14 protein-coding genes, 1 tRNA gene and 3 pseudogenes are annotated in these 14,226 nt (G+C 64.5%); 13 read left to right on the forward strand and 5 right to left on the reverse strand.

Features of this window, described 5'->3' with window-relative positions; genetic code table 11:
* The 5 genes and pseudogenes from PGX04_RS12280 to ribH all read right to left on the reverse strand — a co-directional run.
* Window positions 1-206 (reverse strand): annotated as a pseudogene (locus PGX04_RS12280) (phosphoglucosamine mutase); the annotation flags it as partial.
* 201 nt (window positions 207-407) lie between these two features.
* A tRNA-Gln gene (locus PGX04_RS12285) sits at window positions 408-510 on the reverse strand.
* 166 nt (window positions 511-676) lie between these two features.
* Window positions 677-1,123 (reverse strand): annotated as a pseudogene (locus PGX04_RS12290) (HNH endonuclease); the annotation flags it as partial.
* Window positions 1,124-1,184: 61 nt separating this feature from the next.
* Window positions 1,185-2,330, reverse strand: a complete 1,146-nt coding sequence (locus PGX04_RS12295; RefSeq protein ID WP_273738777.1) for a pyridoxal phosphate-dependent aminotransferase — start codon at window positions 2,328-2,330, stop codon at window positions 1,185-1,187.
* Window positions 2,331-2,337: 7 nt separating this feature from the next.
* On the reverse strand, window positions 2,338-2,769 hold the full coding sequence (ribH, locus tag PGX04_RS12300) for a 6,7-dimethyl-8-ribityllumazine synthase (protein ID WP_273738778.1): 432 nt from the start codon (window positions 2,767-2,769) through the stop codon (window positions 2,338-2,340).
* A gap of 121 nt (window positions 2,770-2,890) precedes the next feature.
* Here ribH and PGX04_RS12305 point away from each other — a divergent pair, with 121 nt between their 5' ends.
* The 13 genes and pseudogenes from PGX04_RS12305 to PGX04_RS12365 all read left to right on the forward strand — a co-directional run.
* Window positions 2,891-4,054, forward strand: coding sequence for a 5-(carboxyamino)imidazole ribonucleotide synthase (locus tag PGX04_RS12305; RefSeq protein WP_273738779.1), 1,164 nt, complete (start codon window positions 2,891-2,893; stop codon window positions 4,052-4,054).
* Window positions 4,055-4,131: 77 nt separating this feature from the next.
* A complete protein-coding gene (locus tag PGX04_RS12310; protein WP_273738780.1) occupies window positions 4,132-4,770 on the forward strand; it encodes an AIR carboxylase family protein in 639 nt (212 codons plus the stop codon).
* A 375-nt stretch (window positions 4,771-5,145) separates the two neighbouring features.
* Window positions 5,146-5,553: an NADH-quinone oxidoreductase subunit A gene (locus PGX04_RS12315; protein WP_273738781.1), complete on the forward strand. Its 408-nt coding sequence runs from the start codon at window positions 5,146-5,148 to the stop codon at window positions 5,551-5,553.
* Window positions 5,550-6,257 carry an NADH-quinone oxidoreductase subunit B gene (locus PGX04_RS12320; protein ID WP_273738782.1) on the forward strand — a complete coding sequence of 236 codons (708 nt, stop codon included), beginning with the start codon at window positions 5,550-5,552 and terminating at the stop codon, window positions 6,255-6,257. The genes PGX04_RS12315 and PGX04_RS12320 overlap by 4 nt, the downstream gene beginning before the upstream one ends.
* Window positions 6,254-7,915: an NADH-quinone oxidoreductase subunit D gene (locus PGX04_RS12325; RefSeq protein ID WP_273738783.1), complete on the forward strand. Its 1,662-nt coding sequence runs from the start codon at window positions 6,254-6,256 to the stop codon at window positions 7,913-7,915. The genes PGX04_RS12320 and PGX04_RS12325 overlap by 4 nt, the downstream gene beginning before the upstream one ends.
* A gap of 1 nt (window position 7,916) precedes the next feature.
* Complete coding sequence (locus tag PGX04_RS12330; protein ID WP_273738784.1) at window positions 7,917-8,999, forward strand: complex I subunit 1/NuoH family protein; 1,083 nt, start codon at window positions 7,917-7,919, stop codon at window positions 8,997-8,999.
* Window positions 8,996-9,457 (forward strand): NuoI/complex I 23 kDa subunit family protein, encoded by a 462-nt coding sequence (locus PGX04_RS12335; RefSeq protein WP_098724238.1) that lies wholly within the window; start codon window positions 8,996-8,998, stop codon window positions 9,455-9,457. The genes PGX04_RS12330 and PGX04_RS12335 overlap by 4 nt, the downstream gene beginning before the upstream one ends.
* Window positions 9,458-9,496: 39 nt before the next feature.
* A complete protein-coding gene (locus PGX04_RS12340; protein ID WP_273738785.1) occupies window positions 9,497-9,769 on the forward strand; it encodes an NADH-quinone oxidoreductase subunit J in 273 nt (90 codons plus the stop codon).
* Window positions 9,766-10,197: a hypothetical protein gene (locus tag PGX04_RS12345; protein WP_273738786.1), complete on the forward strand. Its 432-nt coding sequence runs from the start codon at window positions 9,766-9,768 to the stop codon at window positions 10,195-10,197. The genes PGX04_RS12340 and PGX04_RS12345 overlap by 4 nt, the downstream gene beginning before the upstream one ends.
* Window positions 10,194-10,499 carry an NADH-quinone oxidoreductase subunit NuoK gene (gene nuoK / locus PGX04_RS12350; protein WP_006181260.1) on the forward strand — a complete coding sequence of 102 codons (306 nt, stop codon included), beginning with the start codon at window positions 10,194-10,196 and terminating at the stop codon, window positions 10,497-10,499. The genes PGX04_RS12345 and nuoK overlap by 4 nt, the downstream gene beginning before the upstream one ends.
* Window position 10,500: 1 nt before the next feature.
* On the forward strand, window positions 10,501-12,549 hold the full coding sequence (gene nuoL, locus PGX04_RS12355) for an NADH-quinone oxidoreductase subunit L (RefSeq protein WP_273738787.1): 2,049 nt from the start codon (window positions 10,501-10,503) through the stop codon (window positions 12,547-12,549).
* Entirely contained in the window at window positions 12,546-14,072 is a 1,527-nt protein-coding gene (locus PGX04_RS12360) for a complex I subunit 4 family protein (protein ID WP_273738788.1), read from the forward strand. The genes nuoL and PGX04_RS12360 overlap by 4 nt, the downstream gene beginning before the upstream one ends.
* Window positions 14,072-14,226: pseudogene (locus PGX04_RS12365) on the forward strand (NADH-quinone oxidoreductase subunit N); the annotation flags it as partial. The gene PGX04_RS12360 and the pseudogene PGX04_RS12365, both read left to right, overlap by 1 nt.

The following is a 14,226-nucleotide window of genomic DNA, read 5'->3' on the forward strand; positions in this document are numbered from 1 at the left end:
GCGACCCCCGCTTCGAGCACGTCCGCACCACACTCGCGCAGTCCAGCGGTCAGTGCATCGGTCAGGACCTTGCCGCTCTCTCGAGCGTCTCGCCCGACGACGACGCGGTCGTAGCCGTCGGACGCGACGGCCCGGCCGACCGAGAGCGCGAGTTCGGCCGTTACCTCCTCACCGACGGTTCCGCGGATACCGCTCGTTCCGAACATAGTGACTGTCCTTGAGACAAGAGGGATTACTATAGAGGTGTTAGACGAGCACGGCGTGTGTCCGCGAACGTTCTTGAACAGTGCCGTCTCTCGGTACTACCGACGCGATGCCTGCGACGACGCCGATATATTGTAGTCGTGCGGTAGACTCGGTAGGTATCTGTGTGACTCTTTGGTCAAACCCATGTAAAATATTTGTCATAGTCCCGGGCAGATTCGAACTGCCGTCATGGGCTCGCTTCCGTGACGGAACGTACCGAACACGTCCAAAGGCCCATATGATTGGCCACTACACCACGGGACTCCTCGTTTCACTCGTTGTCCCGTGTCATTCGCGAATCCCTCGGATTCGCTCACCACCACGGGACTTCTCACTGCGTTCGAAGCCCCGTGAGGATCGCAGTTCCAGAGGAACTGCTCACCACCACGAGACTTCTTGCTAGGGAATAGACGACGGCATCACAATAGTGTTACTTTTCGGCGCGAGGAGAAACGGCTATCTGTCCCTCCTCGGCTCGTCGATGACAGCTCCGGCAGAGCGCAAGTACGTTCTCCATCGCATGTGCATCCTCGGGGTCGTCGTACGACCGAACGGGCTGAAGATGGTGAACATCCGGGTTCCGATCGAGTTCCGCCTTCTCTGCGCCACAATACTGACACGTGTACTCGTCCCGCTCGAGTGCTCGCCGGCGAACACGCCACCACGTACGGCCGTATTCGATCGTCCCGCCCTCCCACTGATGGTGGTCCGGGCCGACGACGTTCTCCGATAGCCAGTCACCATAACAGTCCAGCGTACAGAAGAAGCCCCGTTTCTGTTCGTCGACCCTCGCCGGACGAACCTCGAGGTCGTTCCCACACGACTGGCACGGTACCGTTACTCTGTCGCCTTTTCCAGCGTAGTTGTCCGGGAGGAGTACGACGTGCTTCGGCAGCGAAAACTCGGTATACCGTAAGTAGGATACTGCCGGAAATCGGTTACAGGTAGCCTTCCTCGGCCAGCCGCTCGAGCCCCTCCTCGAGCCGTTCCTCGCTCGCCGCGTACGAGATCCGCGCGTAGCCGGGCGTGCCGAATGCACTCCCCGGCACGGTCGCGACGTGAGCGTCTTCGATCGCACCCTCACACCACGTCTGGTCATCCTCATCGACGGGAAGCATCATGTAGAACGCGCCCTCCGGCACCGCCACGTCGACGTCGTACTCGGCGAGCAAGTCGACGACCAGATCGCGGCGCTCCTCGAACGCCTCGGTCATCTCGGTGACGGCGTCCTCGGTCTCGAGCGCCTCGAGACCGGCGTGCTGGACGAAGTTGACGGCGGAGGAGACGGAGTGGCTGTGGAGTTTGCCGGCCTGTTCGACGAGTTCCTCGGGGCCGGCGAAGTAGCCCAGTCGCCAGCCGGTCATCGAGTAGGCCTTCGAGAAGCCGTTGACCGTGATCGTTCGGTCGGCCATCCCCTCGAGCGTGCCCAGACTCGTCGGTTCGACGCCGTAGGTGATCTCCTTGTAAATTTCGTCAGAGATGACGGTGATGTCGTGTTCGACGGCGAGGTCGCGGACGCCCTCGAGCGCGGCGTCGGAGTAGACCGCACCGGTCGGGTTCGACGGCGAGTTGACGATCAGCAGTTCCGTCTCGTCGGAGACCGCGGCTGCGAGGTCGTCGAGTGCGGGCTCAAGTTGGAAGTCGGAGTCCGAAAGGTCGACGCGGGTGAGGTTGCCGCCGGCCATTTTCACCATCGCCTCGTAGGAGACCCACGCGGGGTCGAGCAGGGCGACTTCGTCGCCATCCTGGATGAGCGCCTGGATGATCTCGTAGAGCGCCTGCTTCGCGCCGGGCGTGACGATGATGTTCTCGGGGCCGTGCTCGAGCCCGTCGTCGGCGAGTTTGTCAGCGATTGCCTCACGCAACTCGAGGATACCGGCGGAGGTGGTGTAGCCGGTGTGGCCGGCATCCATCGCGTCCTTGCCGGCCTCGATGATGTTCTCGGGCGTGGGGAAGTCGGGTTCGCCGACGCTCAGGTCGACGACGTCTGCGCCCTCGGCCTCGAGTTCGGTGGCGAGTGCAGAGATGGCGAGCGTTGCGGACGGTTCGACTCGGCTGACGCGGTCGGTGAATTCCATCGTCATTGTGGATCTAGTCTGAATCGGCAGCGGGACTGGGGTCGGGAAGTTCGTCGACGAGATCGAGCGCGCCGTCGACGGCTTTCGCCGCGTTTGCGACGCGTTCGCGCGCCTCGGCGGCGGACATGCCGGGCCCGGTCACGCCGAGGGTCACGGGCGTATCGCGCTCGAGACTCACGTCGGTGAGTCCCTGAGCGGTGGCGTCGGTGATCACATGATCGTGATCGGTGTCGCCCGTAATGACCGTCCCGACGACGGCCACCGCGTCGACTTCCTCGCGGCGGGCGAGCCGGTCGGCTGCCAGCGGCGCGTCGTAGACTCCCGGAACGTGGACCGTCTCGTACACCTCGGCGCCCGCGGCGGTGGCCGCCTCGAGCGCTTCCTGCTCCATCTGCTCGGTGATCGGACGGTTGAATTCCGCGACCACCAGTCCGAGCGTGGTCATAGGCGAGCGGTGGAGAGGGCGGGTAAAAGAGGTACCGTTCTCGGGTGACCGAAACCGACTCCCGCCTCGAGCGACAGCCCATTTGAGAATTCTTAAGCGCGGGCGACGAGAACCGCCGGGCATGACGACGCTACGGACGCCGGGACTGACGATCGGCGTAGTCGGCGGGGGACAGCTCGGGCGGATGCTCGCCGAAGCGGCCGCGCCGCTGGGTGTCGAGGTGGTCGTGCTCGATCCGACGCCGGACTGCCCCGCCGCGCCGGTGGCTCGCGACCAGATCGTCGCCGGGTTCGACGACGAGGCGGGAATCCGCGAACTCGCCGCGCGCGCGGACATACTCACTTTCGAGATCGAACTCGCCGACCAGGACGTGATGGACCGTGTGAGCGAGGAGACGGGAACGCCCGTTCACCCGAAGCCGTCGACGCTCGAGACGATCCACGACAAACTCGTTCAGAAGCGCGAACTCGAGGACGCCGGCGTTCCGGTGCCGCCCTTCCGCGCGGTCGAGGACGCCGACGACGTCCGCGGAGCGATCGACGACTACGGCGCACCGGTGATGCTCAAGGCTCGCACCGGGGGTTACGACGGGCGCGGGAACGTCCCCGTCGAGTCGAAAGCCGACGCTGCGGACGCCCTCGAGTCCGTCGCCGGCCCCGCGATGGTCGAGTCGTTCGTCGACTTCGAGCGCGAGGTGTCCGTCATCGCGGTCAAGGGCGAGGACGAAATCGCGACCTTCCCGATCGGGGAAAACATCCACGAGGACGAAATCCTTCGGGAGACCGTCGTTCCCGCGCGCTCGAGCGATGCCGTCACCGAGCGCGCTCACGCGGTCGCGCGCGACGTGCTCGAGGTGATGGACGGACGGGGCGTGTACGGGATCGAACTGTTTGAAACGCGCGAGGGAGACGTTTTGCTCAACGAGATCGCGCCGCGCCCGCACAACTCGGGTCACTGGACGATCGAGGGCGCCCAGACCTCGCAGTTCGAACAGCACGCGCGGGCGGTGCTGGGCTGGCCGCTCGGTTCGACTGAGCTGCGTTCGCCGACCGTTCTAACGAACCTGCTGGGTGACGTCGACGAGGAACGGCGCGCGGAGTTGAGCGACATCGACCGCATTCTCGAGACGTCCGCCGCGCATCTCCACTGGTATGGCAAGCGGCAGGCCCGACCGCTGCGCAAGATGGGTCACGTCACCGTCTCGGGCGAGACCGAGGACGCCGACGTCGAAGCGTTACTGGAGGCCGCGCGCGACCTCGAGGAGCGCGTGACGTTCCAGACGTAGCCAGCCGACTGCGGGTCGTCTCGGCCGCTTGGTCCGTTTACCACTGTTTCAAGTCACTCGCCCGACCACCATCAGCCATGAGCGACAGCGTCAGCGAACTGATCGAGCGCCTGCACCGCGAGGCCGAACAGGATCGCCCGTCCGAGGAAACCCCGGACGTCGGCATCGTCATGGGCAGCGACTCCGACCTCGAGACGATGATGACCGGCGGGACGCGCCGGGGCGCCTACGACGCGTTCGTCGACGAACTCGGCTTCGCCGAGCAGACCGACTACGAGAACCCGCCCGCGGAACGGTTCACGTTCGAGACCTACGTGACCTCGGCTCACCGAACGCCGGACTTAATGACGACTTACGCGGAGACGGCCGAAGAGCGGGGCCTCGACGTAATTATCGCCGGTGCGGGCGGGAAATCCGCGGATCTCCCGAACATGACCGCGTCGATCGCGTATCCGCTGCCGGTCATCGGCGTTCCGGTCCAGGAGAAGTCCGTCGACAGCGTCATCGGGATGCCGACGGGGGCGCCGCTGGTCGCGGTCGACGCCGGCAAGTCGTTCAACGCCGCGCTGTCGGCCGCACAGATTCTCGCCCGCCAGCACGAGTCAATTCGTGACCGACTCGTCGCCTACCACGAAGATCTGCGCGAGGGCGTCGGAACCGTCTCTCGAGAACTCCACGACTCCGGGACGCCGACGTTCCGGAATCGAGATCGGTAAATTCCGGAATCGAGATCAGTGCGTTCCGAGGCCGGTGCGTTCCGGGACCGGGATCGGCAACTCGTCCCGTACGGCCGGGGGGATGTTCCGCGTGTCTCTGAAACTGTGATCGGTGATCCCGGTCGCGCTTCCAATCGGGCGACCACTCGTCTGCGTGGCTGAAATTACCGCCGCACGCGGCGCGTCGTGGTCGATTTCGGCCTCGAGTAATATCGTACTACCGATCCGTTCACTCTACACACAGCTATATATAGTATAATGTGATTATTCACGTAGGTCTATTCGCGCTGAACTCCCTCTCTGGCCCGTGTTTCCCCGGAAAACGAAGAATCAACCCTTATGTGCGTGCGGTTTGAAGCCTCGAACGTTACCGAGATGAATGATTGGATCGCTATCGGGGCGCTGGCGCTCGTCGGGGTGTTGATACCGTTCGGGATGATGGCGGTATCGTATCTCCTGCGACCCACCGTGCCCGAAACGAGCAAACGCGCCACCTACGAGAGTGGCGAGATTCCGACCGGCGGAACGCGCATCCGGTTCAATATTCAGTATTACATGGTTGCGCTTCTGTTCGTCATCTTCGATATCGAGACCGTCCTCCTGTTTCCGTGGGCGGTCGCCTATCAGGATGCGCTCGCGGCGGAGGAAATCTCGCTCGTCAGCGCGCTCGGACCGATGCTGTTGTTCGTCGCCATCCTGCTCGTCGGACTCGCGTGGGCGTGGCGCAACGGCGCAGTACAGTGGGCACAGACAGCTCGCCAGCTGGAAACTGACAGACAATGAGTAGCGAACAACCACGCCAACAAATCTACGACAGCACCGCTCCGTCGTCGGACACCCGCGACTCGCGGATCGGTGAGGGTGCCGACGACCGCTTCAACTCCAAGCTTCGCGAGGCCTTCGGGTCGACCCCGTTCATCCTCACGAAGTTCGACAAGTTCATGAACTGGGTGCGGGGCAACTCGATGTTCATGCTCCAGTTCGGAATCGCGTGCTGCAGCATCGAGATGATGCACACGTACGCGATCAAACACGATCTCGACCGCTTCGGGGCCGGGGTCCCGCGTGCCTCGCCCCGACAGGCCGACGTGATGATCGTTCCGGGGACGATCGTCTCGAAGTTCGGCCCCCGGATGAAGCGGGTCTACGATCAGATGCCCGAACCCAAGTTCGTGGTCGGCATGGGCTCGTGTACCATCTCCGGCGGCCCCTTCCAGGAGGGCTACAACGTCGTCAAGGGTGCCGAGGAGATCATCCCCATCGACATCCACGTCCCCGGCTGCCCGCCCCGGCCGGAGGCGCTCGTCTACGGTATCGCCAAACTGCAAGAGCGGATCCGCAACGGCGAGTCGACTCCGGTCGTCGTCAAGCCCTACGAACTCGAGGAGTTCGGCGACCTGCCGCAGGACGAACTCGTCCAGAAGCTCGCCGACGACATCGACGAGGAGGACCTCGTCATGCGATACAACTGGGCTGATTCGCCATGAGCACGGGACTCGAGCGAGGACAGCAGCCGCCGGTCGAGGTGTCGGAAGACGACCTCGCGGCGCTGATCGGTGATCGCGCGCTCGCACGCGACGATCACCTGAACGCGCCGGGGTTCGTCATCCGGCCGGACGACGTCCAGAACGTCCTGAGCGACCTGCGGGACGAGGCCGGATTCGATCACCTCTCCTGTCTCACCGCCCAGGAGTACGCCGATCGCTACGAGTCGATCTACCACCTCAAGAAGTACGCCGATCCGACCCAGGAGGTCTCGATCGTCGTCCCGACGACCACCGATAACCCGGTCAGCCAGACCGCCGAGCCGGTCTTCCGGACGGCCGACTGGCACGAGCGGGAAGCCTTCGACCTCGTCGGTATCGACTACGAGGGCCACCCCGATCCGCGTCGGATCCTCCTGCCCGAAACCTGGCAGGGCCATCCGCTCTCGCGGGGCTACGATCAGGAGAAGCCCCAGCTCGTGACGCTGACGGAACACGCCAACCCGGTCCAGCCGGACCACCACGACGACGAGTCGGACACGATGTTCCTCAACATCGGTCCGCACCACCCGGCGACCCACGGCGTGCTCCACATCGAGACGGTGCTGGACGGCGAGACGGTCGTCGACGTCGACCCCGATATCGGCTATCTGCACCGCTGCGAGGAGCAGATGTGCCAGCAGGGGACCTATCGTCACCAGATCATGCCCTATCCGGACCGCTGGGACTACGTCTCGGCGGGCCTGCTCAACGAGTGGGCCTACGCGCGCACGGCCGAGGACCTCGCGGATATCGAGGTCCCCGAGTACGCCCAGGTCATCCGGACGATGAGCGCCGAGATGTGCCGAATCGCTGCACACATGCTCGCGCTGGCCACGTTCGCGCTCGACGTCTACGGCGACTTCACCGCCATCTTCCAGTACGGCATGCGCGACCGCGAGGTCATTCAGGACATCCTCGAGGACCTGACCGGCCAGCGGCTCATGTTCAACTACTTCCGGCTGGGCGGGGTCGCCTGGGACCTCCCGGAACCCCGCGAGGAGTTCATCGAGAAGACGCGGGACTTCCTCGACGGGCTCCCCGCGAAGGTCGACGAGTACAACGACCTGCTGACCGGCAACGAAATCTTCCAGATCCGGTGTCACGACACCGGGATTCTCGAGCCCGAGGTCGCCAAACAGTACGGCTGTACCGGGCCCGTCGCCCGGGGCTCGGGCATCGATTACGACCTCCGTCGCGACGACCCCTACGGCTACTACGAGAACCTCGAGTGGGATGTCGTCACCGAGGACGGCTGCGACAACTTCAGCCGCGTTCTGGTGCGCATGCAGGAGGTCGAGGAGTCCGCGAAGATCATCGAGCAGTGTCTCGACCTGCTCGCGGACTGGCCCGAAGACGAGCGGACGGTCCAGAGCAACGTCCCGCGGACGCTGAAACCCGACCCGGACACGGAGATTTACCGCGCCGTCGAGGGGGCGAAGGGCGAACTCGGCATTTACATCCGCTCGGACGGGACGGACAAGCCGGGTCGGTTCAAGATCCGGAGTCCGTGCTTCCACAACCTCTCGGCGCTGCCCGAGATGTCCGAAGGGGAGTACGTGCCCGATCTGATCGCGTCGCTGGGCAGCCTCGATATCGTGCTCGGGGAGGTGGACCGCTAGTATGTTCGGTGCGGTCGCTGCGTATCCGCTGCAGGACACGGTCTTGCTCCCGGAGCGGATCGGCGAGTTAACGGGCCTCAACGGGTTCGGTCTCGGCGGCGAACTGCTCGCGACCTTTCTCGCGGCGTTCATCATCGGGAACCTGATGCTCGCGATGACCGGCGTCGCGGGGCCGTGGGCCAAACGGAAGATCACCGCCGCGTTCACGGACCGAATCGCGGTCAATCGGCTCGGACCGGCCGGGATCTTCATCATCGTCGCCGACGCCGTTCGGCTCCTGTCGAAGGAACTGGTCGTTCCGGAGAACGCGGATCGACCGGCCTACGACCTCGCGCCGATCGTCGTCGCGGCGTCGGCGCTGCTGGGCTTCGCCGTCATTCCGATGGGAAGCGGGATCCACCTCGCCGACCCCGAAGTCGGACTGGCGTACGTCTTCGCGGTCTCGGGGATCGCGAGCCTCGGACTGGTGATGGCCGGCTACGCGTCGGCGAACAAGTACTCCCTGATTGGGGGGCTTCGCGCGGTGGCACAGAACATCGCCTACGAGATCCCGCTGGTTGTCACCGGGATGTCCGTCGTGATCTTCGCCGGCACGCTGCAGATGGGCGAGATCGTCGCGGCCCAACACGAGACGCTGATAGAGATCGCCGGGATCTCGATTCCGTCGTGGTACGCGCTGGTCAATCCCTTCGCGTTCGTTCTGTTCCTCGTCGCGAACTTCGCGGAAGTCGGCCGTAATCCCTTCGACACGCCGGAGGCACCGACCGAGATCGTCGCCGGCTACCAGACCGAGTACTCCTCGGTCTACTTCGTGTTAATCTACCTCGGGGAGTTCCTCCACATCTTCCTCGGCGGCGCGATTATCGCGACGATCTTCCTCGGCGGACCCGCCGGGCCGATACTCCCAGGCATCGTCTGGTTCCTCATCAAGATCTGGGCGGTGTTCTTCGCGACGCAGTGGCTGCGTTCGGCGGTGCCACGCGTCCGGATCGACCAACTGATCGAGATCGGCTGGAAGGGCCTGCTGGTCCTTTCGTTCGCCAATCTCGTCCTGACCGCGGTAATCGTGGGGCTGCTAGCATGATCGGAATACTCAAATCGATGGCAACGACGATGAAGCACGCACTGGACGGCTCCACCTTCACGGTGGAGTACCCGGAGACCGCACCCGACGTTTCGCCCCGGTTTCGGGGCGTTCACAAGTTCAGTCAGGAGCGGTGTATCTGGTGTCGGCAGTGCGAGAACGTCTGTCCGAACGATACGATCCAGATCGTGATGGACGACCAGCGAAACGGCGAACAGTACAACCTCCACATCGGACAGTGTATCTACTGCCGACTCTGCGAGGAGGTCTGTCCCGTCGACGCCATCCTGCTGACGGAGAACTTCGAGTTCACCGCGGACACGAAACACGACTTCGTCTACAACAAAGAGCAGTTGAAGGCGGTACCGTGGTACAAGGACATCGACCCGCTCGCCGCCCGCGAACCCGACCGGGGCGCGTGGGTCGGCGAGGGTGAGGGGGAGGTCGACTACCAGTAACGGGTCCGCCCGTCCCGTAAACGGGCACTATCAACAACCATGAACTACGAGCTGATCGCGTTCGCGCTGTTCGCCATCGTGACGCTGGCCAGCGCGGTGGGTGTCGTGCTCATGCAGGACCCGTGGCATTCGGCGCTCCTGCTTGGCGTAGCGTTGCTCAGCGTGGCGGTCCACTACGTGATGCTGGCGGCCGAATTCGTCGCCATGATGCAGGTCCTCGTCTACGTGGGCGGGGTCCTCGTCCTCATCACGTTCGCCGTCATGCTGACCGAGCGCGACGACGCCGACGCAGACGAGGTGGTACAGGCATGACGACCGGTCCGAAACTTCGACTCGGCAAGACGCTGGTCCCGGGGCTGCTCGCCGTCGGGCTGTTCGGCGTGATGGCGCTCATCACACTGAACACGGCCTTCGAGCCGATGACCCAAGCCGCAGGGGCCGGCTTCCCCGACGACGTCTCGATCACGGCCGAACTCGGCTACGCGCTGTTCGGCTTCGACTCGCTGCAGGAAATCGGTGGCACCGAGCCGTTCCTCGCCGCCGTCTTGCTCGTGGCGATCGCACTCGACGCAGCGCTCGACGCCTCGCTCGTCCTCGCGAAACGCGAAGAGGAGGGCGAACCCGTCGCCGCGCTCTCGAGCACCGGCGAGGCCTCGAGCAGCGAGACGGGTCCAGAGCCGGCCGTCGCCGATGGCGGGGCTGACGGTGGGACGGCCGAGACGGGAGGTAGAAATCGATGACCGTCGACGTGCAGTACTACGTGCTGCTGTCGATGGCAGTGTTCTGTATCGGTCTTTTCGGGGTGCTGACGCGTCGCAACGCACTGTTATTCCTGATGTCCGTCGAACTCATGCTGAACGCGGCGAATATCAATTTGATCGCGTTCGCGTTCTATCACGGCAACCTCACGGGGCAGTTGTTCGCGCTCTTTACGATGGCGCTCGCTGCCGCCGAGGTGGCCGTCGGACTGGGAATCATTCTAGTGCTGTACCGCAACTTCCGTGACGTCGACGTCACGGTTCCGACGACCATGAGGTGGTAAGATGGCCGCAATAGCAACAGATCCGTTCGGATTCGCACCGGCGATCGCAGTGTTCCCGCTCGTGGCCTTCGTGGTCACGCTCGTTTTCGGGAAGTACATGCCGAAGAAGGGCGCGTTCGCGGGCATCATCGCGACGGCGGGCTCGCTCGTCGTTTCGCTCGTCATGTTTGCAGCCGTCGCGGGCGGCGACGTTCACCAGACGACGCTCTACGAGTGGACGGCCGGCGCGGCCGCGAGCGAAACCGGAGCCGAGGGAATCGCCTTCTCCTTCGGCGTCCTGATCGATCCGCTCTCGGCGCTCATGCTGGTGATCGTCTCTCTCGTCGCGCTGCTCGTCCACGTCTTCAGTCTCGGGTATATGAACGCCGAAGGGGAGACCGGGCTCCGGCGGTACTACGCCGAACTCGGCCTCTTTACCTTCAGCATGCTCGCGTTCGTCTTCGCGGACAACCTGCTGATGGCGTTCATGTTCTTCGAGCTCGTCGGGCTCTGCTCGTACCTGCTGATCGGGTTCTGGTTCCGTACGGAATCGGCCCCCTCGGCCGCGAAGAAGGCGTTCCTGGTCACTCGTTTCGGTGACTACTTCTTCCTGGTCGGGGTCGTCGCCATCGCCGCGACGTTCGGCACGGTCGAGTTCGCCGGCGAGGAGTCGTTCGTCACCGCCGCCGAGACGGCGATCGACGACGGCGCGACCCTCTTCGGCTTCGACGCCGAGACCTGGGTGACGATCACCGGGCTGCTCGTGCTCGGCGGGGTGCTGGGCAAGTCCGCGCAGTTCCCCTTCCACACCTGGCTGCCCGACGCCATGGAGGGCCCGACGACCGTCTCCGCGCTCATTCACGCGGCGACGATGGTCGCGGCCGGCGTCTACCTGGTCGCTCGCATGTTCGGCTACTACGCGCTGTCCCCGACCGCGCTGGCGATCATCGCCTTCGTCGGCGGCTTCACCGCGCTCTTTGCCGCGACGATGGCTGTCGTCAAAGACGACATCAAGCAGGTGCTGGCGTACTCGACGATCAGCCAGTACGGCTATATGATGCTCGGACTGGGCGTCGGCGGCTACGTCGCCGGGGTCTTCCACCTCATGAACCACGCCTTCTTCAAGGCGCTCCTGTTCCTCGGTGCCGGTGCCGTCATCATCCTCATGCACCACGAGCAGGACATGTGGGAGATGGGCGGGCTGAAGGACAAAGCGCCCGTCGTCTATTACACGTTCCTCGCGGGCGCGCTCGCGCTCGCGGGAATCGTCCCCTTCTCCGGCTTCTGGTCGAAAGACGAGGTGCTGTTCGACGCGCTGGCCGTCGGGCTGGGAGAGCCGGTCATCCTCGCGGCCTACGCGATGGGACTGCTCGCCGTCTTCTTCACCGGCTTCTACACCTTCCGGATGGTCTTCCTGACCTTCCACGGCGAGCCCCGCTCCGACACGGCCGAAGAGCCTCACGCGGTCGGCTGGGCCGTCAAGGTCCCGCTGCTCGCGCTCGGGACGCTCGCGGCCGTCGCCGGCTTCGCGAACCTCGCGCCCGTCGCGGAACTGCTCCACTGGGACATCACCTATCTCGAGTTCTGGCTCGACGGCGAGTACGGCTACGTCGATGGACTGACCTATCACGCCTACCACGAGACGGTGGCCTTCGAGGAGAGCTTCATCGGGTCGGAGACCACCACCATGCTGCTGAGCGCCGGACTGTCGCTCGGGCTCGCGCTGGCGGGCGCGTTCACGGCACACACGCTGTACAACGTCCCCGAACCGTCGCGTCACACGCAAACGCTCGGCGGCGCGTACCGCGTCCTCAAGAGCAACTACTACCAGGACGAGTACCAGGTCTGGCTCGCCGAAGGCTTCACGCTCCCGCTGGCTCGAGCGGCCGACCGATTCGACCAGACCGTCATCGACGGGGTCGTCAACGGAACCTCGACGATCAGTCTGTTCGGCAGCGATCGAATGAAACGGCTCCAGACGGGTATCGTGACTAACTACGCGGCGCTGTTGGTGGGCGGGTTCATCGGCTTACTACTCGTCCTCGGCTATCTCGGAGGGTGGTTCGCATGATGATCGAAGCACTGATCGCAGTCGCACTGATCGGCGCGCTGGTGACGTTCGTCGCGCCGAATCGCATCGCCGGCAAACTCGCGTTCGCCATCAGCCTCGTGCCGGCGGCCCTGTCCCTGTGGCTGTTTGCCGCCTTCGACGGCAGCGGGAACGCCCTGCTCGACGGCGAACTGGCGTTCGAATCGCGAGCGGCGTGGCTCGAGATCGGCGGGCGGTCGATCTCGTGGTTCGTCGGCGTCGACGGGATCAGCATGCCGCTGGTCGTCCTGACGACGATCCTCTGTACGCTGGCGATCGTGAGTTCGTGGACGCCGATCGACGAGCGCGAGTCCCAGTTCTACGGGCTCGTTCTCTTCATCGAGGCGATGCTGCTCGGCGTCTTTACGGCGCTCGACTTCTTCCTCTGGTTCGTCTTCTGGGAGGCGGTCCTGATCCCGATGTACCTGCTGATCGGGATCTGGGGCGGCCCGCGCCGGAAGTACGCCGCGATCAAGTTCTTCGTCTACACGAACGTGGCGTCGCTGGTGATGTTCGGCGCCTTCATCGCGCTCGTCTTCGGGCTCGGTGACTCGGTCACCTCCTTCGCGCTGCCCGAGATCGCGACGGCGATGCTCGAGGGCGGCCCCGAGGGGCTCTTCGGTCTCGGCGGGACGGCGCTCGCCTCGGTCGTCTTCGTCGCGATGTTCCTCGGCTTCGCGGTGAAGGTGCCGATCGTCCCGTTCCACACGTGGCTGCCCGACGCCCACGTGGAGGCGCCGACGCCGGCCTCGATCCTGCTGGCCGGCGTGCTGCTGAAGATGGGGACCTACGCCCTGCTCCGATTCAACTTCACGATGTTCCCGGAGCAGGTCGAGGCCTATGCGGTGCCGATCGCGGCGATCGCCGTCATCAGCGTCATCTACGGCGCGATGTTGGCCCTCGCCCAGACCGACCTCAAACGGATCGTCGCCTACTCCTCCGTCTCGTCGATGGGGTACGTCATCCTCGGACTGGTCGCGTACACCCAGTTCGGGGTCGGCGGCGCGACGTTCCAGATGGTCTCCCACGGCCTGATCTCCGGGCTGATGTTCATGGCCGTCGGCGTCATCTACAACGCGACCCACACCCGGATGGTCACCGACATGTCCGGGATGGCGGATCGGATGCCGATCGCGGTCGGGATCCTCATCGCCGGCGCCTTCGGCTACATGGGGCTGCCGCTGATGAGCGGCTTCGCCGCGGAGTACTTCATCTTCTTCGGTGCCTTCGGCTCCGAACTGCTCGAGTACGCGCCGCTGTTCACGTCGCTCGCGATGTTCGGCATCGTCCTCGTCGCGGGCTACCTGCTCTTCGCCCTCCAGCGGACGGTGTTCGGCCCGTATCGACTCGAGACCGACTACGAGGTCGGCCGCGCACCCGTCCACGACGTCGCCTCGATGGTCGTGTTGCTGGGGCTCATCATCGCCCTTGGCGTGGCTCCCGACCTGATCTTCGACATGATAACCGACGCAATCGATCCGATCGTCCAGGGAGGTGATCTCTGATGGCGGTCCTCGAACTTCCCGAGTGGACGGCGCTCGCACCGGCACTGATCCTGGCGGGGACGGCGCTCGTCCTGTTCCTGCTCGACAGCATCAACCCGCGCTCGACGAACCGCGCGCTGCTCGCCGGCACCGCCGTCGCCGGGTCGCTGTCGTC

The organism is Natrinema soli, from assembly GCF_028618695.1.